The following is a 26,407-nucleotide window of genomic DNA, read 5'->3' as shown; positions in this document are numbered from 1 at the left end:
GTTTTTATTGGGTGCTCCACAACTGTAACAAAACGTTCAAAATTTCAGCAGTACGTTCATCCAACATTTTTCTTTTTAAGGAGTCATTTAAATGCTCTAACGGAACAGACGGTGTAATAATGATTTTGCCTAACGCTTCCTCACTTTTCCAATTTTCGTCAGACGTGAGCAGCACAACATGCGGAAATTCTGGGATAAGCTCTTCCCGCAAATCCTTAAGTCCTTGAACCGTTATTTCATTTCTATCAACATATGTATATGGGGGCAGTAAATATACCCGTCCCTTTAACTGCCTTTCCAGTTCTTCCGACAGAAGCTGCGTGAATTCTCCTTTCTCCGCCGCCATTTTGAAATGGCCGCCTACCTTTATGTTAATTAATGGAATGACAGCGGTATCAATGTAATCCTTAGCTTGCAGATAGTCCTTGGCATCAGTCATTTTCCACCTCATCGTTGGTCCCCCTTTACGACAACAAGCCTTGCAATACAATGCAAGGCTGGTCAAATTATGTGAGCTGTTTCAATTGGCGCGATAATTGTTCAAATGCTTCTTTATCATGACGATCTAGTGCATCGTCAATGTCTTTTAATAATTTCTCTCTTTGGAATGTGGAAATAGCGTGCTCCAAAATTTGTTCAGCCAACCCCTGATCTTTTTTGTTCTCAAACAGATCCTTCGGGATATGAGGGTTGGATTCCAGTACTGCAGCATACTCAGGTGAGCTATAAGCTGAACGGAAATTAAGCTGGATAAACAAATCCTGCTGTTTATTTAATCTAATATCATGAAAAGATTTTTCCGCGTCGGTTGTCATGACATTCTCTTTATAGAACCGAAACGGAACTTCTTCAACACAATGTGTTGACATGATAATGCCTCTCGGGCAAAATTCTGCCTGCTCTACAAAATGAACCTTTTCCATGAGAGAATCATGGCTCATTAAGTAGTTCAAGATCCAAACGCACTCTCGGCGCTTTAACTGATAATGGTTTAAAAACCAACGGATAAAGTCTTTTTTCTCATTGACAGAAACAGGGGTCTGCATGTAATTCCCTCCTCTATCGCTCGTATAATCTATATACTTATATGTTCCACATGAATGGTGAACATTCCTGCTTATCTAGAAAATTCATCCTCGATTCGCAAAATCGTTTCTTCCAGCTCTTCATTGGCCCCGTCAATTTCAAGAACCTTTTTCAAAAGCGGCAACGCTTCTTTTTGCAGGCCTTCTTCTAATAGGAAGCTTGCGTATTCGTATAAGAAATCTCTGTCCTCCCGGTAGTGAAGAAAGGCAGCCTCAAAGGATTGTTTTGCTTTCTCGTACTGCTCTAATTCGGTATATGCGCTTGCAAGGTACCAATTGTATTTCGGATCTTCTTCCCCATAGCCGCGCACCTCTTGAATAAGATCAATGATCTGTTCATAATCCTCTTCTTTATGATATACGGCAAGAAGTGTATGAAGTGCCTCGACGAAGCCCGGATCAAGTGCAAGCGCCTCCTGAAGCAGCTGTTTCCCATCTTCTGACTTCCCGATTTTTAAAGCCATTTTTGCGGCATAGAGGAAAAGCTCTTTGTTGTATTCATCATATCTGATACCCTCTTTTGCCGTTTTTAATGCCTCTTCATACATCCCTTCAGCTTCATAGCTTTTCGAAAGCGGCATATAAAGTGAAGAATAAGATGGATCAAGCTCTTTTAAATCAGACAGCTGCTTAATAGCTGTTTTAACAAACCCCGCCTGCAAGGCTGTAAACCCATAGCCGAAAATCGTATTAGGATCAGGATTCTCATCAACAGCTTTCTCGTACCACGGAATGGCATCCTCAAATTCACCTGAGGCACTTAACGATTCGGCCAGTCTTTGATGGACATTAACGCCTCCGATCTCACTCTGCTCCTCAGCCGTTGTTTTAAAATATTGAACCGCTTTTGCATAAGCTCCCTGAGTAAAGTAAAGTTCACCCAGTGCAAAATCAATAATGGGTTCATTGTCCAGAATGGACTTAGCCTGTAAAAGCTTTTGTTCACTGACTTCGAATAACCCCTGCATCTGGTAAAGATCCGCCATAAGCAGCAAGCTTTCCGGATATGATGGATCTGTTTCCGGAATGGTTTCCAGCACAGCGAGGGCTTTTTCTTCTTCGTCAATATCTATTAAAAGTTCAGCGTAAAAATTCGTCAGTTCTGTTTCATTTGGATATAAATCATGTAAATCACTGATCAGTGAAATCGCTTTTTCTACATTGCCCCACTCGTAATAAAGCTGGGCTGCAATGGCTTTGTCTTCATCATGGAGCTCGTTTTCAGCTTTCGAGAGAGTGTTGAGGCCTTTTTCTGTTTCACCTGCTTCAACTAATTTTATGGCTTCTTGAATCAATGTATTCAAATCGGACCGGTCCTTTCTTTTCCTATAGAACATCAACCATACAAAAAAGCTTTATTGTTCGGGTTAATCTTATCATAATTCAGTCGAAAGCCCCCGGCAAATAAGATGCTTGCTGTACGGCAGGGAATTATTAAGTCTTATTAGTTTACCAAAAGTTTTTGAGATAGAAAATGAAAAAAGGAAGATCGCCCTCTGTACAGTAAAGCAGCCCTCTGACCTGCCGTTTTGTATAAAGCGCATCCCCCCTCTTCGTTTTTTCTTTTCTCTCTATAAGACAAGCTATGTTTTTTTGCCTCGGATTATGACTCACAGACAATTTGCACAAAAAATCCTGAAGGAAAATCTTCAGGATTTGTTTGAAAGCTTATTTAAATGCTCGAAAAAGGTTGGATAAGAAACGTGAATGGCATCTGTCTGCTCAATTTCAATTGGCTCTTCAGTTATACAAGAAGCGATACCAAGCATCATTCCGATTCGATGATCTCCATGGCTGGACACTGTTGCGCCGCCTTTCAGTGTTTGCTTGCCATAAACCTTCATTCCATCTGCTGTCGGTTCAATCTCAGCACCTAGCTTACGAAGCTCAGAAACCACGGTGTCAATGCGGTTTGTTTCTTTTACTTTAAGCTCCGCCGCGTCCTTTATAACGGTAGTTCCTTCCGCCTGGGTCGCAAGAAGCGCAATGATAGGTATTTCATCAATTAAACGCGGAATGATATCCCCACCGATTTCAACCGCTTTTAGAGATGACGTTTCTATGACCAAATCACCATAAGGCTCTGCACTGCTGTCAGCAGATGGTTTGATTTCAAGTTTTGCCCCCATGTTTTGAAGGACATCAATGATACCTGTCCGAGTCGGATTTAAACCTACGTTTTTTAATACAATCTTGCTGTTTGGAACCATTGCACCCGCAACAAGGAAAAACGCCGCTGAAGAAATGTCTCCAGGAACAAAAATATCAGCAGCTGTCAACTTCTGGCCACCTGTAATGGAAACGCTCGTTTGATCTTCAGAAAGCCTAACACCAAAAGCAGAAAGCATCCGCTCAGTATGGTCCCGAGATTTATGAGGCTCTGTGACGGTAGTTGTGCCCTCAGCCTGTAATCCAGCCAGCAAAACAGCAGATTTAATTTGTGCGCTTGCAACAGGTGATACATAATCAATGCCTTTTAATGAAGCGCCGCTCACTGACAGCGGTGTAAATTCTCCGCCGGCTCTGCCGTCGATTTTAGCCCCCATTTGCTTCAAAGGCTCTGTTACACGTTTCATTGGGCGCTTCGCAATGCTCTCATCTCCGGCTACCGCGCTGTAAAAAGGACGGCCCGCCAAAATACCGAGCATAAGACGGATCGTTGTACCTGAATTACCGACATCTAAAAGGCTTTCTGGCTCACTCAAGGAATCGATTCCTTTTCCGTGAATCACTACATCGCTGCCGTTTTGCTCAATTTGAACACCCATTTTTCTAAAGCAATCAATCGTGCTCAAACAATCCGCTCCCGGCAGAAAGTTTTTCACAGTTGTTGTGCCCTTCGCCAGCGCACCAAACATGACGGAACGGTGAGAAATGGATTTATCACCAGGAATATGTATTTCTCCGTTTAAGGCCTGCACCTTTTCTCTTTTCATTATTTTCCACCTCAATCAGCATAAAAAGTTTCATATTCCGCCCGGGCTTCAATGCATTGTTCTGCCCGTTTGCGGTCGTCATCAGACTGAAAACTGATCCTTAAAATTCCGTTAATATCTTCTCGTGTTTCAATAATCCGGATATTCGTGATACTGATGCGCTCCGCAGCTAAGATAGCCGTTATCTCGGAAATCACACCGGGATGATCGGGAACATCCACATATAAATCGTAAAATGCAGGTATCGCGCCCTTCTGCCGAAGCGGCAGTCCGTCGCGATAATCCTTGGCCGTTTTAAAATAACAAAATAGATTTTCGGCATCTTCTTGTTCTACGTATGTCCGGATTGTCTCAATTTCACGAATCCACTCTTCAAAACGGTCCAAGATTTTATCTTTATTATGTAATAGAATATCCCGCCACATTGCCGGGCTGCTCGATGCTATCCTTGTAATATCCCTGAACCCGCCGGCAGCAAAACGCTTAACAAGCGGATAAAGTTCTTCCGAATGATGAGTTTGATGAACGAGGCTTGCTGCGACAATATGTGGAAAATGGCTGATCACGCTTGTAACGCCATCATGCTCTTCTGGTGACATTTCCACAAAATGGGCATTCGTCCCCTTCAGCAGGTGTTTCAATTGTTCTACTGCTTGTCTGTCCATTTTCTGGCCTGGCGTTAAAATATAAAATGCATTTTCAAACAGGAATTCCTTCGCAGCGGCCACTCCTGATTTATGTGAACCCGCCATCGGATGCCCTCCGACAAATTGGTAGCGGCCAGGCAGCACTTGCTCAGCGTAATGAACTACTTTTTGCTTTGTGCTTCCTACATCGGTAATCAAAAGCTGATGTTCAATTCCTGAATGAGCCAGTTCATCAAGCATAAGCAGGGTTTGCGCAACAGGTGTGGCAATGATTATTGTAGCTGCCTTTTTTGCACCGCTAATAAACGAATCAGCACGCTCATCTATCACACCTAATTTTAATGCGGCTACTACCTGTTCATCACAGATGTCGACTCCGATAATCCGTTTGCCCGGATGCTCTTTTTTGATCGCTAACGCAATCGAACCGCCTATCAATCCGAGACCGGCGAGCAATATTGTATCTCTCAATTGATTCATACGTCATCACCTGGTTTATAGACTAAAGAGGTGATATTTGATCACCTCTTATAAAATTTCAGCTAAGATTGCAAGGATTTCTTCATTTTGCTCTTTTGTTCCGATCGTAATCCGGAGTGATGTCGGGAAACCTAATGCATTTCCTGACCGGACAATATAGCCTTTTTCCAGCAGAGCCTGAAACAGTTCATCGGAAGGGCAGTTAAAATCAATTAACACAAAGTTTGTCTGTGAAGGGTAGCACTTTAAACCATGAGTCTTCGCAAAATCATAATATTGCTGAAGGCCTGATTTATTTTGCTCGACACAGGAAGCAATAAACGCTTGATCATCAAGTGCTGCGATTGCCGCAGCCTGGCCTAGACGGCTCGTGTTAAATGGCTCTCTCGCCGGCTCAATCTGGCGAATTAAGCCCTCGTCAGCAATTCCGTATCCAACTCTGAGCGCAGCCAGACCGTAAGCCTTTGAAAATGTCCGCAATATGATCAAATTGGAATACTTGTTTAATAACGGCACAGTTTCCGGGTAATCCTCAGCTGTTACATATTCATAATATGCTTCGTCAAGAACAACGAGGACATGAGAAGGAACGCGCTCCAGAAATGCGAGTAATTCCCCTTCTGAAGTATAAGTGCCAGTCGGGTTATTCGGACTGCATATCCAAACGACTTGTGTCTGTTCATCAATCGTTTCTAACATGGCATCTAAATCATGAGAGCCGTCAGGACGAAGTGCAATTTCACGAACTTCAGCGCCTTCAATGACTGCATTATGTTTATATTGCGGAAAAGTCGGGGCAGCAGTTATCGTGTTGGTTTTATCGTTTAAAAATGCCCGGCAGATGATTTGAATGATTTCATCTGAGCCGTTTCCGAAAATAAGTGATGTTTCACTGACATTGAGGTGCTCACTGAGCCTTGCCCGCAAAGCCGCGCTATACCCGTCCGGATAAAGCGCAAGCTGTTGAATCTCATGTTGAAGCGCCTCTTTTGCAGCTTCTGAACAGCCGTACGGATTCTCATTTGAAGCAAGCTTCACAACTTTATCCAAGCCATATTCTGATTTCACTGCTTCAATCGGCTTACCTGGCTGATAAGGCTTCAGCTGTTTTAAATGTTCTTTGATACGCAAATCCAGTCACCTCATTTTAAACTATATAAGCCGCCAAACGCCGTTGCGTAATCTTCAAACTCCTGCAGCGCCTGATCTCTCGTTTCAGCGCCGATGAGCCGGTCCTTTAGCTCTTCTATTTTTCTGACGAGCGCACTTCCCACTACGACACCGTCACAAATTTCATTCATCTTCAGGACCTGTTCGCGGTTTGATACACCGAAACCGACAGCAACCGGAACAGTGCTAAGATCCTTCACTGTCCGGATGAACGGGTACACGGATGAATTGAACTCATTGCGGACACCGGTTACACCTAGAGAAGATACACAGTAGACGAAGCCCTCGGCTTGTTCAATAATGGTTTTCAAACGGCTTTCGCTTGTCGGCGCAACCAAAGAAATATACGTCACCTCATGGTTTTTGCATTCCGCTTGAAGGCTGGCGCTTTCTTCTAAAGGCAGGTCCGGAACAAGCAGACCGTCAATGTGATTTTTCCGCAGTAAAGCGAAAAAGTATTCTTTGTTCAATTGTAACACAGGATTATAATACGTAAAGAGGATAATCGGAATATTCACTCCGTTTTTTTTCATTTCCCCGCCTAATTCGATTGCCTTTACGATATTCATTCCCTGATCAAGCGCCCGCTTTGAAGCACGCTGGATCACCGGACCGTCTGCAAGCGGATCTGAGTATGCAACACCAAGCTCCAGTGCCGTGGCGCCTGCTTTTTGGAGTGACTTCGCCAGTTTAACCGAAACCTCAGGCGATGGATCTCCCGCTGTAATAAACGGGATAAACAATTTTTCTGATGCTTGAAGATCTAATTTAAACATGCGCTTTCACCTCTTCTTCCAATACATTCATTAACGTGTTGACATCCTTATCTCCCCGTCCTGATAAACAGACGAGAATGGTTTGATTGCGATCCATCTCTTTGGCGAGTTTGAATGCTTTCGCTAACGCATGGGCAGATTCGATTGCCGGCAAAATCCCCTCTTTTTCTGACAAGAGTTTTAACGCATCCACCGCTTCTTCATCTGTGATACTGTCATAAGTGACACGGCCGCTCTTATGCAAATATGCGTGCTCCGGACCGATTCCGGGATAGTCGAGCCCTGCTGAAATGGAGTAAGGCTCAATAATTTGCCCGAACTCATCTTGAATCAGATAAGTCAATGAACCGTGAATTACGCCTACGGTTCCTTTTGACATAGTAGCGGCATGAAGAGGAGTGTCAATTCCTTTTCCAGCTGCTTCAGCGCCGATCAGTTCAACATCTTCGTCTAAAAACGCCTGAAACATGCCGATCGCATTGCTTCCTCCGCCTACACACGCCACTACTTTATCAGGCAGATTGCCTTCAATGTGTTTCAGCTGATTCTTCGCTTCTGCTCCAATCATTTTCTGAAATTCTCGGACCACCTGCGGATAAGGGTGCGGTCCGACAACTGATCCAATCATGTAAAAATGATCCTCGCAATGCTGAACCCAGTACCGAATCGCTTCATTTGTGGCATCCTTCAATGTGCCATTTCCGCTTGTAACAGGCACAACCTCCGCTCCAAGAAGTTTCATGCGGAAAACGTTCAAAGACTGGCGGGCAACATCCTCCTCGCCCATAAACACAGTGCAGGAAAAGCCGAATTTGGCTGCGACTGTTGCCGCGGCCACACCGTGCTGACCGGCACCGGTTTCAGCAATGATTTTCGTTTTTCCCATTTTCTTAGCGAGCAGCGCTTGACCTAACGCATTATTGATTTTATGAGACCCTGTATGGTTCAAATCTTCTCGTTTCAAATAAATTTTTGCGCCGCCTAAATACTCAGTAACGCGATCAGCGAACGTGAGTGCAGTCGGCCTACCGGAATAGTCATTCAACAGCTTGTCATATTCATTACGAAAAGCAGGATCATCCTTGACCTCTCTAAATGCGGTTTCAATTTCTGCTAAAGGCTGCATTAGTGTTTCCGGAACAAACTTTCCGCCAAAATCACCGTATCTGCCTATTTCATTCGGATATGGATACATATCGGTTCATCCTTTCTTCTAAAAGCCTCATTAGATTCTGATCTTTTTGTCCGTTTTTTTCGATTCCGCTGGCAAGGTCAATTCCTGCCGGGTGATATTTCATTAAGTCTGTGATAGTGTCCGGATTCACGCCGCCTGCGATAAAACAGCGTTTGCCTATAGCGGCCTGCTGGTATTCCGGCACACAGCCCCAAGAAAAAGCAACACCAGTGCCCCCTCTTGCCCCATTGACAGATGAATCAATCACAAAGCCGTCAACATCATCTTTAAAACGTGCTATTTCTTGAGTTGTGTTCTCATGATGGTGAAGCGCCTTCCATATTTCACAATCTGTCAGCATGCGAAGCGCATTGGCATCCGCAGGTTCCTCATCACCATGGAGCTGAATAACATTGAGATTCAAGTCGTCGGCAATTCGTAATATTGTCTCTATCGACTCATTAACAAAAACCCCTGCAACCTGTTTTTCGACACAACCTTGACTCAGCAACTTTTTCACATCTTGCGGAAATACTCTTCGTTTGCTTTCAGCAAAAATAAAGCCCAAATAATCAGCCTGCGAGTCTGCTGCTAGCTGCAAATCCTGCAGTGACTGTATGCCGCAATATTTTAATGCCGGCTTCTTCACATCCTCACTCCCCAAACAAAGCATGGATTGCTTTTTGCTGTGACGTTTGTCTCATCAATGATTCACCGATAAGCACAGCTCGTGCTCCATGTTCTTTGACAAATGTTACATGTTCTAAAGAACCGATTCCGCTTTCGCTGACAAGCAATGAGTCTTTCGGGGCAAGAGATGCGATTTGTTCTGTCTGCATAATAGAGGTTTCAAAAGTTTTTAGGTTTCGGTTGTTTATGCCGAGAATATCAGGCGTGAACACTTTCAATATTTGTTCCAGCGTTGTTGCATCATGGACCTCGACTAACACGTCCATCTCCTTTTCACCTGCTTCTAGATATAATTCATGAAGGTGTAAGGGATCCAGCACTTCGCCGATTAATAATATGGCATCCGCGCCGATTCTTCTGGACTCCTCCACTTGAAGAGAATCAATAATAAAATCTTTTCGGAGTACAGGTATCGAAACAGCGCGCTTTACGTCTGATAAATAGCTGTTTTCCCCTTGAAAAAACGGGGTGTCTGTTAAAACGGAAAGCGCATCTGCTTTCGCAGTTTCATAGTCTTTTGCAATCCGCTCAGGGACAAAATTCTCTTTAATAAGCCCTTTTGACGGCGACGCTTTCTTCACTTCAGCAATCAACCCGATAAACCGATTCGGGCTTGCCAGCGCCTCTTTAAATGAACGTTTTTCGAAAGGCTGCTCTTCCGGCAGGACCAGTGTGTTTACTTCTTCTTTCTTTTGTTTCATGATGTTTTCAAGCATAGATCTCTTCCTCTTTCTGCTTTAGTCGTTCAAGCTGCGCGGCAGCGCCTCCGCTTGTAATCGTCTCTAATGCTAGCTCCGTTCCTTCCTTCAGTGAGGCGGTGATCCCCGCCGTGTATATCGCAGCCCCTGCATTAAAAGCAGTAATAGATAGAGCGGAACTGCTGCTTTTATTTTCAAAAATATTCTGAATGAGACAAGCACTCTCTCTTGGTGACTGCACCTGTAAATCTTCAAGTCTGCCCTTTGTGAAACCGAAAGCTTCCGGTGAAACAGTATATTCCCGGCGCTCCCCCTCCTTTAATTCAATCACGTCGGTCGGTGCTGTAATTGAAAGCTCATCTAAACCGTCACGGCTTGATACGAACATAACGTGCTTTGGCTGAAACGACTCCAGTGCGCTTGCCATCAATCCAGCTTTTTCAGCCGAATAGACCCCGATCACCTGACGCTTCGCCTGCAAGGGATTGCTGAGCGGCCCGAGCAAATTAAATACCGTTCTAAAACCCAGTTCTTTTCTAGTACCCGCTACATGTTTCATAGACGAATGATAAAGCGGTGCAAAAAGAAATCCCATGTTGTTTGCTTCAATGCTGCTTTTGACCTTTTCGGGAGTGGTTTGAATTGGAACCTCTAACACCTCCAACACATCAGCGCTTCCGCTTTTAGAAGAGACAGAGCGATTGCCGTGCTTAGCGATTTTTGCCCCTGCTGCTGAGGCAACAATTGCTGATGCCGTTGAGATATTAAAAGTGGAAATACCATCTCCTCCGGTTCCGCATGTATCAACAACATCAGGAAGTCCATCTACTGTAAGAGCGCGTGCCCGCATCGCTTTCACAAAGCCCGTAAGCTCTTCTGGCGTCTCTCCCCGATGAGCCAGAATAGACAATATGCCGCCGATTTCAGAAGGCGCCATTTCCTCTGTTATCATCATATTCATCAGCGCTTCTGCCTCATCGGCAGTAAGTGTTTTTCCGTCAACGCACAATTGTAGAAATTTGTTCATCAGCTTTATCCTCCTTGCTATGAAACATGTCTTCTGCAATATGAATCGTTTTCAGCAGCGCACCGGCTTTATTACAGCTTTCTTCGTATTCGGCTTCCGGATCAGAATCCGCAACAATTCCAGCACCTGCCTGTATCGATGCAACACCGTTCTTTACACTCATGGTGCGAATCGTAATACAAGAGTCGATATTACCGTCAAATCCGATGTAGGCGATACAGCCGCCGTATGTCTCTCTCGGTGTTGGCTCGAGCTCTTGCAACAGCTGCATGGCACGGATTTTGGGAGCACCTGTTAAAGTTCCCGCCGGGAAAGCGGACATCAGTGCATCGACAGGGTGAATCCCTTCTTTCAATCGGCCTGTAACCACCGAAATAATGTGCATGACATGGGAAAAGGAGACAATTTTTGTGAACTCCGGAACAGAAACAGATCCATATTCTGCTACTCTGCCAATATCGTTCCGGGCAAGATCAACGAGCATGTAGTGCTCCGCTTTTTCTTTTTCATCCTTCAGCAGCTCAACTTTGAGTTTTTCATCTTCCTCTTTATCAGCGCCTCGTTTTCTCGTACCGGCAATCGGATGGATTTCCAAGTGCCCGTCCTTAACGTGGATTAAACGTTCAGGAGAACTGCCGACTATTTCTCTGTCTTGGAGTTTCATATAATACATATACGGAGAAGGATTAACGATCCTAAGCACCCGGTATAACTCAAAGGTATCTGATTTTATCGGAATCTCAAATTTTTGTGACAGAACGCCTTGGAAGATATCACCGGCTTTTATATATTCTTTTATTTTTTCTACATCAGCCATAAAAGCTGGTTTTTCATAATTAGAAGAGACTGTCTTAAAGCTGGGTGTCTTATATGAATCAGCAGAGAGAAACAGTTCTTTTATGTTTTTTTGATCCATCATTTTTTCTATGAGAGCTTGAAGCTCTTGATGATTCTGTTGAAATATATCAATTTTTTCGTTTTCTGTTTCCTTTCCATTAAGCCTTGCATATTGGATAAAGTGGACGTTTTTGGTTTCATGGTCATATGCAATTAATGTCCGGCAAACAAACAGCATACACTTTTCCATTCCCGTTTCTTTTGAATGCGGAGGAACAGAAGGCTCAATCAGCGGGATCATATCGTAGCTTAAGTACCCGACAGCTCCACCTACAAAAGGAATGCTTAGCTCGGGCGTTTTGATTTTGTACGTGTTATTCATCCAATTCAGAACTTCTTTAAGTTCATTTCCTGTGTAATGAGATCTGCCGTCCCGATCTGTAGCTGTAAAACGGCTCTGCTCTTCTTTAATCGTGAGAAATGGATTCAGGCCGATAAACGAATATCTTGACCAATTGGATGTATCATCCTTGCTTTCAAGAAGATACGTAATCTCCCTGTCGAGCTTCTCTATCATTTGAATGGGTGTCATCGTATCGACTGTGAAGGTCTCCACAATCGGTATGGTGTGGTGGGACAAGCTGTCCTGTAAAAATGCAGAAATATTGGATTGGAAATACATTGCTCTCACTCCTTATGGCAAGGAGAATGAGAAGATGGCATGAGAGGATAAAACATTATATAACAAATAAACCCAAAAGAAAGGCTTCTTTTGGGTAGAATAAACATACATGTCTCAGCTCAACTACACTCATTCTCTGCTACCCTATTCTCTAACTCAACTCATTTAATCGCTTTATACACACTCTTGTGTATTTCTAAGCTGTTCCTATCGTATTACAATTCAGTATTTTTTGTCAATGATAAATCGGGTCTTAATACAACGGCTTTTTCTAAATATACGTGCCTGATCTGATCCTGAGGAACATCTGTCTGGACGGTCATAAGGACTCTGATGCATTTTTTCAGACCGCCGGTTACGTCCATTTCCTGCATACAGGTTACCGGCACATACTGCCATCCTAAAAGCTCACGGACAGCTTTTGCCGGGAAAACGGAGTGCAAATCAGGTGTCGCCGAAAGAAGCATTTGAACAACATCTTCCGGTTTTGTTTTGTTTTCTTCTATGATTTTCTCTAACAGCTGTTTAGTTTTTTGTAGAATTTCTTCTTCAGTATCTCGTTCAACTGTAGTTGCTCCGCGTATTCCGCGAATCATCATGATGTCTCCTCCAATCGCCATTTGTTCAGCCAGCTCTCAAGTTCATTTCTGGAAAATGTGTGATCAGCAACTTTTCCTAATTCGTTGAGCACGATAAACTGAATCTTCCCGCCGCGGGTTTTCTTATCATTCATCATACGGTCCAATAGAACCGAGGTTTCCGTCTCATTTTTAATTTGATTTGGATAGCCCAGGCTTATTAGCCAGCTGACCAAACGTTTCCTGTCCATTTCACAGCCCGCTGTCTTTTCGCTTATATATAAAGCAAACTGCATTCCGAGGGCTACGGCATCACCGTGAGTGATCTGTCCGTATCCATATTCAGCCTCAACGGCATGGCCGAGCGTATGCCCGAAGTTTAAGTAAGCTCTAATCCCCTCTTCTTTTTCATCCTGCTGAACGACAGATGCTTTTATTGAAATCCCTTTAAAAATCATGTCATTCAGCTGATCACTGGTGATATCACGCAGTGAGCGGATATTCAGCAGCTCTTCCAAAAACGCTTTGTCATAGATAAAAGCGTGTTTAATCACTTCTGCCATTCCGGATCGAAGCTCTTTTTCAGGCAAAGAACGCAGGAAGTCTGTATCGTAGAGCACGGCCTTCGGCTGATAAAACGCACCGATTAGATTTTTTCCGAGCGGATGGTTCACGGCTACCTTTCCTCCAACTGCACTGTCATGCGCCAAGAGCGTTGTAGGTATTTGGATGAAATCAATGCCGCGCATAAAAGTGGCAGCCACAAAACCGGCAAGATCTCCTACAACACCGCCACCGAACGCGATGACGCACGAGGAGCGATCCATATGAAAACGAATCGCTTCACTCTGCAGTTTTATGTACATGTCCATGGATTTCGCCTGCTCTCCGCTCGGCACCGTCACTTTTTTCACGGGCCATTTTTCCTGCAGCAAATGAAGCATTTCATCACCATACAGGCGGTCCACCTCTTCATCTGTGACAAGCATAATCCGTGTTAAAGGCCTGTTTAGAGAGTTTAATAGTTCGCAAACCTCTTTTCTGATGCCTTGTCCGATAAAAACAGGATACGACGAGGAAGCGGTTTGAACATGCAGTGTTTTCATTAAAATTCCCTCGACAATTTTCTCATATTCTCTACATTTTCTCTAATGCGGTCGATTTGATCTAAGCCGAATTGTTCAACGACTGCGTTCGCAATTTCCCATGCGACAGCCGCTTCAGCTACTACACTTGCCGCAGGCACTGCACAGCTGTCTGAACGTTCAATGCTGGCAGAAAACGGTTCTTTCGTTTCGATATCTACGCTTTTCAGCGGTTTGTACAAAGTCGGTATCGGCTTCATGACTCCGCGGACAACAATCGGCATTCCTGTCGTCATGCCGCCTTCCAGTCCACCGAGTCTGTTTGTAGCGCGGGTATAACCCTTTTCTTCGTCCCAAATAATCTCGTCATGGACTTCGCTTCCATTCCTTCCGGCTGCATCAAAGCCGATGCCGAATTCCACACCTTTAAATGCGTTAATTGACAGAACAGCAGCAGCAAGCTTGCTGTCCAGTTTGCGGTCATAATGGACGTAGCTGCCCACGCCTACTGGCATTCCCTCGACAATGACTTCTACAATTCCGCCGATGGAATCTCCGTTGGCCTTCGCTTCATCAATGGCAGCCATCATTTTTTTGCCCGCTTCTTCATCGTAGCATCTGACCGGAGACTCCTCTGTTACACGCTGCAGGTCATCAATTGACGTATATTCTGTTTTTTCCGCTTTAACTGCGCCAATTTGCAATACGTGACCTGCCACCTTAATGCCGAGCTCAGAAAGAATCTTTTTAGCGACAGCTCCTGCCGCCACTCGGACAGTTGTTTCCCTCGCTGAAGAGCGCTCAAGCACATTTCTCATATCACGGTGATTATATTTAATCGCACCGTTTAAGTCAGCGTGTCCAGGTCTCGGTCTGGAAATTTGGCGCTTCATTTCCTTTTCTTCATCCTCTGTAATTGGAGCCGCGCCCATGATTTTTGTCCAATGCTTCCAATCATTATTTTCAACGACGAGAGCAATTGGTGAACCGAGTGTTCGTGCATGACGCACCCCGCTCATAATTTTGGCCTGGTCTTTTTCGATCTGCATGCGGCGGCCGCGGCCGTGGCCTTTTTGGCGTCTGGCAAGCTCAAAATTGATATCTTCCTCCGTTATATAAAGCCCGGCAGGCACTCCTTCAATAATGGTTGTCAGTTGGGGGCCGTGTGATTCTCCGGCTGTTAAATATCTCATGACTTCTTCTCCCTTCATCACATTAACGCTTTTAAGTAAAACTACTATAACATATTTTTCAGCAAAAAGTCAGTCTATCTTTTTTGATAAAAGAAAGTATCGGCTGGAGCCAGGCCAAATTTTTCCGGATTGAAGATTTGCTCGGTGCTGCCGACAAATAGGACTCCATTCTTTTTTAAGCTATGTGCCATTTTTAAATAAAGCTCTTCCTTCGCGCTTTCTGTAAAATAAATAAATACATTTCGGCACACAATTAAGTCAAAGTCTTGTTCATAACGATCAGCTAGTAGATTGTGCTTTTTGAATGTAATATTCTTTTTGACTTCCGCTTTTACTTCATAACTCCTATTTGCGTTTTGAGTAAAATAACGATTTTTCACAGATGAAGGCACTTCCTGTAAAGACCGCTCTTGATAGACGCCTTTTTTCGCTTTATCCAATGCTTTTTCATCAATATCAGTCGCCAAAATATGAAAGCCGGGAAGATCTTTCTGCTGATCCAAAAGCATGGCAAGCGTATAAGGCTCCTCTCCTGTCGAACATGCGGCACTCCATATCTTTAAAGGCTTAGAGTGCTTGATTAACGGAAGAATAGCAGTCTCAAGAACTTCCCATCTTTTATAATTACGATAAAATTCTGAAACATTGATCGTCATCCTGTCCAATGTTTCATTTAAGAGGGCATGATCCTTTTCCAAGGCCGCCGCAAAGTCCTTAAAGCTTTGAAACCCCTTTTTCTCATAAAGCGACGTCAGCCTTCTCTTCATTTGTGCTTCTTTATATAATGTCAAATCGACTCCAGTCAATTGTTTCCACTTCGTTGTAAATACGCTGTATGTATCCATCTCTACTCTCCCAGTCTCGCGGTCTTTTCGTCCTAGTATAGCTTGTTTTATCAGGAAATTGTATTCTTTCAATAAAAAAATCAGCTTTACAGCTGATTTTAGATCGTTAGAAAAGGCAGGAGTCTGATACACCCTGCCATTAAACCCTTTATTCACTTTAATGTAAACCTTTACAAAATAAATCGAAAACCGGCGGTATGACATGGTGCCGGCTCTGTTACTTATTTTCATAATGATTAATAGATCCAGCCTGCCATAAGCTGTTGATATGATACTAATTCTTCATTCTTAAAGAAAATGTTAATCTCGCGTTCTGCACTTTCGAGAGAATCAGAGCCGTGGATGATGTTTTTTCCGACAAACATGCCATAATCTCCCCGAATCGTACCAGGCAAAGCTTCTTTAGGATTTGTCTTTCCGATCAGCTGTCTCGTCACTTCAATGACATTTTCGCCTTCCCAAACCATTGCGAATACAGGTCCTGAAGTTATAAACTCAACGAGCTCTCCGAAGAAAGGCTTCCCTTGATGTTCGGCGTAGTGTTTCTCAGCCATTGGTTCAGTCACTCTCATTAACTTGGCACCAGCTAACTGTAAGCCCTTACGTTCAAATCTGGATAAAATATCCCCAATGAGCTGACGTTGGACACCGTCTGGTTTCACCATGATAAAAGTCTTTTCCATCACATTCTCCACCCCATCATTATGTATGTATAGGCTTTCACACTGCACACCGAAATCGTAACATCTTTCTGATAATTAATCAATCCGGGGTGGAGAAATTTCTTAATATCTACAAAAATTAAAATTTTCTTTTACCGATATATTTTGCGATGGCCGCAAGAGACGAACGTGCACGCCCTCTCGGTAGCGTATTTAACTTCTGGAAAGCTTTTTGCAAATACATTTCGCTTACTGCCATAGATGCTTCAATCGCATCCGTTTTTTTAATTTCCTCAATGATTGGTTCAAGCTGTTCCTGCGTTGTCTCGCTGTTAATCAATTTAAGCTGATTCTTTAATGCTGGATTTTTCAGAGCATACAGCACTGGCAATGTGACATTTCCTTGAAGCAAATCTCCTCCAACGGGTTTGCCCAGCTCTTCCTCAGTCGAAGTAAAGTCAAGGATATCATCAATGATTTGATAAGACATGCCAACGTAATACCCAAACCAGTACAGCGCCTTATGAATCTTTTCATCAGCTCCGGACGCAATGGCCCCAAGCTGGCAGCTGACCGCGATCAGGAGCGCCGTTTTTCTTTTGATACGGCGGAGATATGTTCTGAGATTTTGTTCCATGTTGTATTTGTCTTTGATCTGCTCGATTTCCCCTAGACAAACTTCAACAATGGTCTGTGACAAAATCCTATGGGCTTTCGGTTCGTTAATTCTTGTCATCATTTCAAGAGATCCCGCAAGCATGTAATCTCCTGTGTACATCGCAATGCGATTATCCCACTTTGCCTTGATTGTCGGCTTCCCTCTCCGAAGCTCCGCATCATCAATGACATCATCATGAACCAAAGATGCCATGTGAATCATTTCCAAAGTGACGGCGACATATTTAATCTTATTAATATCGTAATCGCCAAACATGCCGGAAAGCAGCACGAAGACAGGCCGAATACGCTTTCCACCTGCCTGCAGCAGGTGAAGACCTGCCTCGCTTAAAAGCGGATAATCGGAACGTACGGTTTGTTCAAGTTCTCTTTCGATCACATCTATATCGTTATTTAAAAAAGAGTAGGCCATTTTAAATTTCATATCATTCACCCAAACATCTGTGTTTTCATTTCCATCCGATATGCGTGGCAGCGACTCCGCCAGTAAACGAATGATATTGAACATTTTTCAAGCCCGCCTCTTCAAACAGGCCTGCCAGTTCCTTCATTCCAGGGAACTCTCTGGCTGATTCTTGAAGCCATGAATATTCTTTATAGCTTTTTGCAAACAGCTTCCCGAAAAACGGCATAATATACTTAAAGTACATAAAGTAGGCCTGTCTGAATCCGAACATTTCCGGCTGGGAGGTTTCAAGGCAAACCACCTGCCCGCCCGGCTTCACCACACGTCTCATCTCTTTCAGTACAGTCAAGTAATCAGGGACATTGCGGAGTCCGAAGCCAATCGTGACATGATCAAACGTATCATCTTCAAAAGGAAGCTCCATCGCATTTCCATGCAGCAGTTCAATTTGGCTGAATCCGCCGTTTTTTACTTTCTGCTGTCCGACGCTCAGCATATTTTCACTGAAATCCAAGCCCTTAATCACGCCGCTTTTTCCGGCTGCTTTTGCAAGAGCGATCGTCCAGTCAGCCGTTCCGCAGCAGACATCAAGCGCTTTGGCGCCTTCTTTCACATCCATAATGCGCATCGTCTTATCGCGCCATTTTTTATGCTGCTGAAAACTGATGACAGAGTTCATTTGGTCGTAGTTTTTTGATATTTTCTCAAATACTCCATGTACGCGCTGTTCTTTTGATTCCTGCATAATGGTTTACCCTTCTTCCACTTTCTGATGATAGGTTTGATCTTGGCTGATTGTCTTTAGACGGTTTAATAAAATGTGCTGAACAGGTGAATTTAGAGGCAAAAGTGACTCAATGCTGTTTTTCGCTTTTTTAAAACAATCTTCTAATATCTCTTCTTTTGTTTTTCCCAGCTGTATAAAACTGCCGATCACATCCAGAAATGTTTCATTTCCGTTCATAAGCCGCTTACATACAAAAAAATCGCTCGACAGCTTTTTCCATCGCGGGAGGTTGAAGTGCTCTGCAACCCGATGGAATAAAGCTGATTCAACGATGCCGACACTTTCCAAAAAATCTTGTTCGTCCTTGAAAGAACGGTCATATAGACGAATTTTATGCTCATTGATTTCTTTGATGGCTGTAGCAAGCGTCCGAATCATGTAGATATCCTTCATTTCAGATAGTAGAGAGTAGTACAGCCCGCTGAAATAATCGCCTGCGAGAACAGTCAATTGGCGGTTTTTGTTTTCGTCTCGTTTTATGACTCTGGCTGTCGTCACTTCATCATGGGTATCAAGGGCGCTTTGTACAAGCATCGCTGTTACAATATAATTTTCTCTGTCGTTGTTTTTTTTGTCGGCTTCTTCAAATAAAGCATGAAAAAGAAGAAGCTTATCCTCATCAATTTTTGGCGCAGAAATATGCTTCGCTAAATAAGGATGAGACAGCTTTTGTTTTAATTTCGTGTTCAGATTGGCTAAAGTTCCGTAGATGTCTTGCAAAAATATCACCCTTGTCCCCAAATTCACATTTATTCTTAATCTATGTATAAGTCTTATCTTTTCATTCACTTACGCAGGTATCATTATAGCATAAAAAAAAGAAATTGGCTGTATTCTCCCGCTGTTTGCGAACATTTGCTTTTAACAGCGGGGACAGCCAGCTTATTTTTTTTCGCTTTTCATTTCTCCGTATGCGGTTTGAATGAGTGCCTCTCCTCTAACTTTAATGGCAGAAGTATGCTCTGTGAACTGAGCGATGATTACTTCTCCCTTGTCGAGTTTTTCGGAATGGTGAAACTTTGTGTCTGTTCCTCTTGTCAGGCCGATCACATTCACTCCGTCCTCAACCGCTTTAATAACGACAAAATCACTTGAATGCTTTTCGTTCATTTATAGCACCCTCTATCTTTATTAGTCCTGGCGTTTAATATGTTCCAATACTTCAGCGCGGGCAGCGGCATCATCTTTAAAAACGCCTCTGACTGCTGAAGTAACAGTTTTTGCACCCGGTTTTCTGACACCGCGCATCGTCATGCACATGTGTTCTGCTTCAACCACTACCATTACGCCATACGGGTCAAGCGTTTCTACGATGCTTTCGGCAATTGTAGAAGTGATGCGTTCCTGAAGCTGCGGTCGCTTTGCAACGGCTTCAACGGCACGTGCCAGCTTGCTGAGCCCTGTGACCTTTCCGCCTCGCGGTATATATGCAACGTGTGCTTTTCCATAAAAGGGAACAAGGTGATGCTCACACATAGAATGAAACGCGATATCTTTTACAAGAACAAGCTCCTCATGGTTTTCACCGAAGATAGTCTGGAAATGTTCTTTAGGATCTTCATTCAAGCCGGAGAATACTTCGGCGTACATCTTTGCGACTCTTTTCGGAGTATCAAGAAGCCCTTCTCTATTCGGGTCTTCTCCGATCGCTTCTAAAATTTGACGAACAGCTTGTTCGATTTGCTCTTTATTAACTTCTTTCATGTTCTGTGTCCTCCACCAATGAATACATTTAATTTCGATTCTAGCACACATGCCCCGCTAAAAGCAAAGTGAATGCCCTGTCAGGAAGCCCCTGCTCTTGAAATATGAAAAGCCCCTTAGAAAGGGGCTTTTCTGTGAAGAAATAAAGTGTATGTAAGCTAGATGCATACACGATCTATATTCACAATTATTTTCCGGCAACTGCGTCTTTAAGCGCTTTACCTGGTTTGAAAGCAGGTACTTTGCTTGCTGGAATTTCGATTTCTTCACCTGTTTGAGGGTTGCGTCCTTTACGTGCAGAACGTTCACGCACCTCGAAGTTACCAAAACCGATCAGTTGAATTTTATCACCGTTTTTAAGTGCATCTAAGATCGTATCAAAAACAGAGTCAACTGCTTTTGTAGCGTCTTTTTTAGACAATTCGCTTGCTTCTGCAACCGCATTGATAAGTTCTGTTTTGTTCATGCCTTTCACCTCCTCCCAAAAGGAATAGATTCAGTTCGTTTATTATCATTTCTTCACAGTTCAGTCTGATTCTAAACCTGTCTCAGAAAAAAATCAGAGCAGGCAAGAAAGACAATTAAACGGCTTTTTAAGAAAAACTGCACTCTGAGGAATGTTTGTCCAACAAAGTGAAGAATTTCTGTATGTAGAGTAACACATATAAAAAGCCATATCAAGCATTTTAAAGCGTCAATCCCTTGCTCGTCAAGGATTTAACGTGATTTATCGAACAAATATTCCTTTTTTTCCTTTTTTCATCCTATTCCTTGATCCTTTTCCATTATTAAGAGCAAAGAAAAAAGACCTCCCATTCTATAAAGAGGTCTTTCGGTATTACAGGATGATGGCGATTAAGCCGCCTGAACCTTCGTTAATAATTCTTTCTAACGTTTCTTTTAGTTTATACCGTGCGTTTTCAGGCATTAATGACAGCTTTGCCTGAATCCCTTCTCTCACAATTGAGCTCAGTGATCTTCCGAAGATATCGGAGTTCCAGATGGAGAGCGGATCATCCTCAAAGTCCTGCATTAAATAGCGTACAAGCTCTTCGCTTTGTTTTTCCGTTCCGATAATCGGCGCGAATTCGCTTTCGACGTCTACTTTGATCATATGGATCGACGGAGCGACAGCCTTCAGCCTCACACCAAATCGTGAGCCCTGCCGTATAATTTCCGGCTCATCGAGACTCATATCAGTTAAAGCAGGCGCCGCAATGCCGTATCCCGTCTGTTTGACCATTTTTAAGGCATCGGATACTTGATCATATTCTGTTTTCGCATGAGCAAAGTCCTGCATGAGCTCAAGCAGATGATCTCTTCCTCGGATTTCAACGCCAACCACTTCTTTCAGGATTTGATCATATAATTGGTCCGGCGCATATAAGTCAATTTCAGCCACCCCTTGGCCAAGCTCGATTCCGGCTAATCCGGCACTTTCAATGAACTCAAACTCGCTGAATTGGCCGACAACCCTGTCTACGTCCCGAAGACGCTTAATATCCTTAACCGTTTCCTTTACAGATTCCTGATAGCTTTCACGCAGCCAATGGTTTTCTTTCAGCACCATTACCCAGCTTGGGAGATTAACATTCACTTCAAGCACCGGAAACTCGTAGAGAGCCTCTCTGAGCACACTCAGCACATCTGATTCCCGCATGCTTTCCACGCTCATTGCCAATACCGGAATATCATATTTTTCGCTTAAATCCTGACGCATGGCTTCTGTTTCCGGGTGATACGGCCTGACTGAATTGATGACCATAATAAAAGGTTTGCCTACCTCTTTCAGCTCTTCAATGACTCTTTCTTCAGCCTCTATATAGTCACTTCTGGCGATATCTCCAATGGTGCCGTCTGTTGTAATGACAACTCCGATGGTCGAGTGTTCTTGAATGACTTTTCGTGTGCCGATTTCAGCAGCCTCATGAAATGGGATCGGTTCTTCGTACCAAGGCGTGTTGATCATCCGCGGCCCATTTTCATCTTCATATCCTTTTGCGCCGGGCACTGTGTAACCTACACAGTCTACTAATCTTATATTGACATCGAGTCCGTCTGACACATGAACAGACATCGCCTGATTCGGTACAAATTTAGGCTCTGTAGTCATAATCGTCTTGCCGGCTGCGCTCTGCGGCAGTTCATCCTGCGCACGGGCCCGGTCTGCTTCGTTACTGATATTCGGGAGCACCACAAGCTCCATAAATTTTTTAATAAACGTGGATTTTCCTGTACGGACAGCACCTACGACTCCTAAGTATATATCGCCTCCTGTTCGTTCAGCGATATCCTTGAAAATATCGACCTTTTCCAAGTGATCCCCTCCCGGACTTCCTATCCTTATCAATTTTATTAAACTCTTTCATTCAAACACAGGACACTATATGTGTATGACGTTGTCCTATTTCAATATGACATCTTTAGAAAATTTCTCATCCTCAATCTATTAAAGTATAAAAAAACCTTTCTCCCTATTTGTATGCACGGGTGAAAGGTTCATTCCTATTTCATATCATTTTCTAAAAAAACAGGTTCCTGTTTGTCATTTACCGTATATTTCACAGAAAACGCAGGTACAAAGGGGGTTTCTTGCCAAATCATATCCTGAATTTCAGACCCGGGTTTAAACGTTTTTTTGCTTTTTTTGAGGAAAGAAGCCAGCTCAGTCCGGTAATCGGCATATATTTCTCCGTCTCCATCAATCATAAGTGCCAAGGAATTCCCTGAAATAGGGCTTGTCACTGTAAGAGAGCTTTCATCTCCAAGCTTCTTCTCATCGAGTGTAAATAAATCACGTGACAGCACATCCTTATAGGGCGGATATTGATGCTCCTGGCGGTACATTTGAACACGCAATTTTACGTCGCGGATTTTTTCAGCCATCTTTAGATCAATCAATTTAACAGTCGGATCGTTCTCTACGTCAACAAGCACATATTGATAGTCTCCCCCGCTTTCATATGCCGTGCTTGGGGGTTCAGCCATATATCTCGGCGCTAAACGGTTAAAGTCTATCGGATACTTTTGATATAGCGGTGTCGACATATCTTTTGTTTGAATGGGAAGCAGCCCTCCATTTGCCTTTTGAAATTCATTAACAGCAGATTGGACCTGCTTTAACTGGTCCTGATAAGGAATGGCATGTACACTGCTTTTCCGCTCATTTGGATATAAACAGCCTGATAAAAACACGACTGCCGCAAAAATCATAGCGCACTTCAGTTTACCCATACAGCACTTCCTTTTACAGCTTTATTCATTGACAGGGCCGCTGAATACGACGACAAACACAATAATTCCAGATATGAGCATACACATGAAAGCGAATGACGAAACCGCAATCTTCAAAAAACGGTTTTGACACTTAAAGCGGCTTAAATAGATGGAAGCTACAGCCAGAAACATCAGACCCATGGACCCTAGTGCAAACCACATTTTCATCAATGCCAGACTCAATGACCTGCGCCTCCCCGATATGTATGATGTAAGCGTTATATTTTTAATTTTAATATACAGCCCCGGAAAAGATCAACCAGATTTTCCATCCTTTGATAGAACTAAAAAAACTGAAGCAAAGAGGGGGACCTTCGCTTCAGTCAACTTGACTATATTCACCTGCACGTTTAAGAAACACTCTCTTGGACTTCGATGCTATAGTATGCGACTTGGCATACAGATGCATCCTCTATTGCCTAAATCGGCAAAATGTTTCAGGAGACCCCAGACTTGGGTGTCCTTCTGTTTCTTGGGCTTTCGTTCAATTAAGATATGCGATCACCCATATGATTGATACATTTACTTTACTTGATTTTCAAACGTATTGACAAGATCCTCCATCTCGTGGGTTTTCCCTCTCGCCATTAAAGATTCAACAGCAGTCTCCACTTTTTGTCCGTTAAATAGGACTTCATGAAGTGCTTCTGTAATCGGCATTTTCACATCATATTTCTTTGAAAGCTGGTAAGCCGCTTTTGTTGTGCGGACACCTTCGACTACCATTCCCATCTCTTCAAGAACGTCTTCAAGCTTGTACCCTTTTCCAAGTAAATTGCCGGCACGCCAGTTTCTGGAATGAACACTTGTGCACGTCACAATCAGATCGCCTACTCCTGTCAATCCGGAAAACGTCAGGGGATTCCCGCCCATTTTCGTTCCGAGTCTCGCGATTTCTGCAAGCCCGCGTGTAATCAAAGCAGCTTTGGCATTGTCACCATACCCTAAACCGTCTGTAATTCCTGCAGCAAGGGCAATGATATTTTTTAAAGCCCCGCCGATTTCAACGCCGATAATGTCAGGGTTTGTGTACACCCGGAAATTGTGATTAATAAATAAATCCTGCACCTCTCCTGCTGCCCTCATGCTCTTTGAAGCTGAAGTAACGGTCGTTGGATGCCGCAGCCCCACTTCTTCCGCATGGCTCGGACCGGAAAGAACAACAATATCTCTTCTGACATCGCTCGGGAGCTCAATTTCCATGATCTCAGAAATGCGCAGGAGTGAATCCGGCTCTATGCCCTTACTGACATGAACAAAGACTGCCTTTTTTGTTATAAAAGGCACAGCCTGCCTCAGCACTTCCCGAATTGCTTTTGTCGGAACCGCTACGATAATGAAATCTGCATCTGAAACAGCTTCATTCATATTTGTTGTTCCTTTAATGGTTGTAGGCAGCTTTACATTCGGCAGATAATCTTTGTTTTCATGCAACTCATTAATTTGATGAATTAAGTCTGAACGGTGAGCCCACACACACACTTCATGTCCGTTATCAGTTAGAACTAAAGCTAGCGCCGTTCCCCAACTCCCTGCTCCAAGCATTGTGACTTTTTTCATTTTTGCTTCACACCTTTTTATTTTCTAGCTCTTGCAAATATTTTGATTGGTGTCCCCTCAAAACCGAAAGCATCTCTGATTCGGTTTTCTAAGAAGCGTTCGTACGAAAAATGCATCAATTCCGGATCGTTTACAAATACAACGAAACTAGGCGGCTTCACCGACACTTGAGTCGCGTAATAAATCTTCAAGCGAGAACCGTTATGAGTCGGCGTCGGGTTCATTGCCACAGCATCCATGATGACATCATTTAAGACATTCGTTTGAACTCGAAGTGAATGGTTTTCGCTTGCTTTGATTATCGCAGGCATTAGCGTATGGATCCGCTTTGTCGTTAAGGCTGACATGAATAGGATTGGGGCATAATCAAGAAATTGAAAATGGTCACGGATATTTTCTTCAAATTCTTTCATCGTGCTTTCATCTTTATCAACAGCATCCCATTTGTTTACGACGATCACGACGGCCTTACCCGCTTCGTGTGCATAACCGGCGATACGCTTGTCCTGCTCAATAATGCCTTCTTCGCCATCCAGCACAACCGCAACGACTTCTGAACGGTCGATTGCTTTCAGCGCGCGCAGCACACTGTACTTTTCGGTTGTTTCATATACTTTCCCTTTTTTTCGCATACCAGCAGTATCGACAATGACAAACTCCTGCTGGTTGTACGTAAATGCCGTATCAACAGCATCTCTTGTCGTTCCTGCCACGTTGCTGACAATGACGCGCTCTTCGCCGAGCATCGCATTCACAAGTGAGGACTTTCCGACATTCGGGCGTCCGATCAAGCAAAATTGAACAACTTCTTCATCATATTTCGTTTCAGGAATGTTTTTAAAATGCTCTGCAACGGCATCAAGTAAATCTCCTAATCCGAGTCCGTGTGTTCCCGAAATTGGATACGGCTCGCCAAAGCCAAGCGAATAAAAATCATAGATATTCGCTCTCATTTCTGTGTTATCCAGTTTATTAACTGCCAAAACAACAGGTTTTTTCGTGCGGTACAAAATTTTTGCTACTTCTTCATCAGCAGCTGTTACACCTTCACGGCCGTTCACCATAAAAATAATGACGTCCGCTTCATCCATGGCGATTTCAGCCTGCTGACGAATCTGAGCTAAGAACGGCTCATCACCGATATCAATACCGCCAGTATCAATCAGATTAAAATCATAATTCAGCCATTCAGCCGAGCTGTATATCCGATCCCTTGTCACACCAGGGGTATCTTCTACTATTGAAATTCTTTCTCCCGCAATCCGGTTAAAGATTGTGGATTTGCCTACATTTGGTCTCCCGACAATGGCTACGACAGGTTTACCCATAGTACCCTTCCTTTCGATCCAGCCGCTTTCATTTTTACATAAATTTTCAACCGGTTATTAAAATCATTTCATTCACTTTTATGAAAAGAAACCCTTCAGAGGA

General features: G+C 43.5%; 28 protein-coding genes. All 28 read right to left on the bottom strand.

Going from position 1 to position 26,407, the window contains the following annotated elements:
* Positions 1-4: 4 nt before the first annotated feature.
* Positions 5-451, bottom strand: coding sequence for a YpiF family protein (locus MOF34_RS14975; RefSeq protein WP_268400669.1), 447 nt, complete (start codon positions 449-451; stop codon positions 5-7).
* 55 nt (positions 452-506) lie between these two features.
* Positions 507-1,046, bottom strand: coding sequence for a ReoY family proteolytic degradation factor (locus MOF34_RS14970; RefSeq protein WP_019714768.1), 540 nt, complete (start codon positions 1,044-1,046; stop codon positions 507-509).
* 71 nt (positions 1,047-1,117) lie between these two features.
* Entirely contained in the window at positions 1,118-2,389 is a 1,272-nt protein-coding gene (locus MOF34_RS14965; protein ID WP_268400668.1) for a tetratricopeptide repeat protein, read from the bottom strand.
* A gap of 345 nt (positions 2,390-2,734) precedes the next feature.
* Entirely contained in the window at positions 2,735-4,021 is a 1,287-nt protein-coding gene (aroA, locus tag MOF34_RS14960; protein WP_268400667.1) for a 3-phosphoshikimate 1-carboxyvinyltransferase, read from the bottom strand.
* 11 nt (positions 4,022-4,032) lie between these two features.
* The gene (locus MOF34_RS14955; protein WP_268400666.1) at positions 4,033-5,148 is read right to left on the bottom strand and encodes a prephenate dehydrogenase; all 1,116 of its coding nucleotides are present in this window, start codon (positions 5,146-5,148) and stop codon (positions 4,033-4,035) included.
* A gap of 48 nt (positions 5,149-5,196) precedes the next feature.
* Positions 5,197-6,279, bottom strand: a complete 1,083-nt coding sequence (gene hisC / locus MOF34_RS14950) for a histidinol-phosphate transaminase (RefSeq protein WP_268400665.1) — start codon at positions 6,277-6,279, stop codon at positions 5,197-5,199.
* An 11-nt stretch (positions 6,280-6,290) separates the two neighbouring features.
* Positions 6,291-7,094: a tryptophan synthase subunit alpha gene (trpA, locus tag MOF34_RS14945; protein ID WP_268400664.1), complete on the bottom strand. Its 804-nt coding sequence runs from the start codon at positions 7,092-7,094 to the stop codon at positions 6,291-6,293.
* A complete protein-coding gene (gene trpB, locus MOF34_RS14940; RefSeq protein ID WP_268400663.1) occupies positions 7,087-8,289 on the bottom strand; it encodes a tryptophan synthase subunit beta in 1,203 nt (400 codons plus the stop codon). Before trpB ends, trpA begins: the two co-directional genes overlap by 8 nt.
* Positions 8,270-8,917 carry a phosphoribosylanthranilate isomerase gene (locus tag MOF34_RS14935; RefSeq protein WP_268400662.1) on the bottom strand — a complete coding sequence of 216 codons (648 nt, stop codon included), beginning with the start codon at positions 8,915-8,917 and terminating at the stop codon, positions 8,270-8,272. The genes trpB and MOF34_RS14935 overlap by 20 nt, the downstream gene beginning before the upstream one ends.
* Positions 8,918-8,921: 4 nt before the next feature.
* Positions 8,922-9,674 carry an indole-3-glycerol phosphate synthase TrpC gene (trpC, locus tag MOF34_RS14930; protein WP_019714776.1) on the bottom strand — a complete coding sequence of 251 codons (753 nt, stop codon included), beginning with the start codon at positions 9,672-9,674 and terminating at the stop codon, positions 8,922-8,924.
* A complete protein-coding gene (gene trpD / locus MOF34_RS14925; RefSeq protein WP_019714777.1) occupies positions 9,667-10,683 on the bottom strand; it encodes an anthranilate phosphoribosyltransferase in 1,017 nt (338 codons plus the stop codon). The genes trpC and trpD overlap by 8 nt, the downstream gene beginning before the upstream one ends.
* Positions 10,655-12,202, bottom strand: coding sequence for an anthranilate synthase component I (gene trpE / locus MOF34_RS14920; protein WP_268400661.1), 1,548 nt, complete (start codon positions 12,200-12,202; stop codon positions 10,655-10,657). The genes trpD and trpE overlap by 29 nt, the downstream gene beginning before the upstream one ends.
* A gap of 215 nt (positions 12,203-12,417) precedes the next feature.
* Positions 12,418-12,801, bottom strand: coding sequence for a chorismate mutase (gene aroH / locus MOF34_RS14915; RefSeq protein WP_019714779.1), 384 nt, complete (start codon positions 12,799-12,801; stop codon positions 12,418-12,420).
* Entirely contained in the window at positions 12,798-13,886 is a 1,089-nt protein-coding gene (aroB, locus tag MOF34_RS14910) for a 3-dehydroquinate synthase (protein WP_268400660.1), read from the bottom strand. The genes aroH and aroB overlap by 4 nt, the downstream gene beginning before the upstream one ends.
* A complete protein-coding gene (gene aroC / locus MOF34_RS14905) occupies positions 13,886-15,058 on the bottom strand; it encodes a chorismate synthase (protein WP_019714781.1) in 1,173 nt (390 codons plus the stop codon). Before aroC ends, aroB begins: the two co-directional genes overlap by 1 nt.
* Before the next feature lie 74 nt (positions 15,059-15,132).
* Entirely contained in the window at positions 15,133-15,903 is a 771-nt protein-coding gene (cheR, locus tag MOF34_RS14900; protein WP_029317061.1) for a protein-glutamate O-methyltransferase CheR, read from the bottom strand.
* A 236-nt stretch (positions 15,904-16,139) separates the two neighbouring features.
* Positions 16,140-16,589 (bottom strand): nucleoside-diphosphate kinase, encoded by a 450-nt coding sequence (ndk, locus tag MOF34_RS14895; protein ID WP_079287909.1) that lies wholly within the window; start codon positions 16,587-16,589, stop codon positions 16,140-16,142.
* A 115-nt stretch (positions 16,590-16,704) separates the two neighbouring features.
* Positions 16,705-17,667 (bottom strand): heptaprenyl diphosphate synthase component II, encoded by a 963-nt coding sequence (gene hepT, locus MOF34_RS14890; RefSeq protein ID WP_268400809.1) that lies wholly within the window; start codon positions 17,665-17,667, stop codon positions 16,705-16,707.
* A gap of 25 nt (positions 17,668-17,692) precedes the next feature.
* Positions 17,693-18,394 carry a demethylmenaquinone methyltransferase gene (gene menG / locus MOF34_RS14885; RefSeq protein ID WP_268400659.1) on the bottom strand — a complete coding sequence of 234 codons (702 nt, stop codon included), beginning with the start codon at positions 18,392-18,394 and terminating at the stop codon, positions 17,693-17,695.
* A gap of 6 nt (positions 18,395-18,400) precedes the next feature.
* Positions 18,401-19,156 carry a heptaprenyl diphosphate synthase component 1 gene (gene hepS, locus MOF34_RS14880; RefSeq protein WP_268400658.1) on the bottom strand — a complete coding sequence of 252 codons (756 nt, stop codon included), beginning with the start codon at positions 19,154-19,156 and terminating at the stop codon, positions 18,401-18,403.
* Between the two features lie 162 nt (positions 19,157-19,318).
* Positions 19,319-19,546, bottom strand: coding sequence for a trp RNA-binding attenuation protein MtrB (mtrB, locus tag MOF34_RS14875; RefSeq protein ID WP_003225517.1), 228 nt, complete (start codon positions 19,544-19,546; stop codon positions 19,319-19,321).
* Between the two features lie 21 nt (positions 19,547-19,567).
* Positions 19,568-20,140, bottom strand: a complete 573-nt coding sequence (gene folE, locus MOF34_RS14870; RefSeq protein WP_019714786.1) for a GTP cyclohydrolase I FolE — start codon at positions 20,138-20,140, stop codon at positions 19,568-19,570.
* Between the two features lie 187 nt (positions 20,141-20,327).
* The gene (gene hbs, locus MOF34_RS14865) at positions 20,328-20,606 is read right to left on the bottom strand and encodes a non-specific DNA-binding protein Hbs (RefSeq protein WP_003153447.1); all 279 of its coding nucleotides are present in this window, start codon (positions 20,604-20,606) and stop codon (positions 20,328-20,330) included.
* A gap of 372 nt (positions 20,607-20,978) precedes the next feature.
* The gene (gene spoIVA, locus MOF34_RS14860) at positions 20,979-22,457 is read right to left on the bottom strand and encodes a stage IV sporulation protein A (RefSeq protein WP_019714787.1); all 1,479 of its coding nucleotides are present in this window, start codon (positions 22,455-22,457) and stop codon (positions 20,979-20,981) included.
* A 188-nt stretch (positions 22,458-22,645) separates the two neighbouring features.
* On the bottom strand, positions 22,646-23,374 hold the full coding sequence (locus MOF34_RS14855; RefSeq protein WP_268400657.1) for a hypothetical protein: 729 nt from the start codon (positions 23,372-23,374) through the stop codon (positions 22,646-22,648).
* Positions 23,375-23,395: 21 nt separating this feature from the next.
* A complete protein-coding gene (locus MOF34_RS14850; protein ID WP_003225508.1) occupies positions 23,396-23,599 on the bottom strand; it encodes a DUF2768 domain-containing protein in 204 nt (67 codons plus the stop codon).
* A 339-nt stretch (positions 23,600-23,938) separates the two neighbouring features.
* The gene (locus tag MOF34_RS14845) at positions 23,939-24,976 is read right to left on the bottom strand and encodes an NAD(P)H-dependent glycerol-3-phosphate dehydrogenase (RefSeq protein WP_019714789.1); all 1,038 of its coding nucleotides are present in this window, start codon (positions 24,974-24,976) and stop codon (positions 23,939-23,941) included.
* 17 nt (positions 24,977-24,993) lie between these two features.
* Positions 24,994-26,304 carry a ribosome biogenesis GTPase Der gene (gene der / locus MOF34_RS14840; RefSeq protein ID WP_003225506.1) on the bottom strand — a complete coding sequence of 437 codons (1,311 nt, stop codon included), beginning with the start codon at positions 26,302-26,304 and terminating at the stop codon, positions 24,994-24,996.
* Positions 26,305-26,407: the final 103 nt, after the last annotated feature.

This window comes from Bacillus sp. T17B1 (assembly GCF_026796395.1).
Taxonomy (GTDB): domain Bacteria; phylum Bacillota; class Bacilli; order Bacillales; family Bacillaceae; genus Bacillus; species Bacillus spizizenii_A.
Note: the sequence above shows the minus strand (reverse complement) of the source record. Positions and strands in the feature narration are given on the sequence as shown.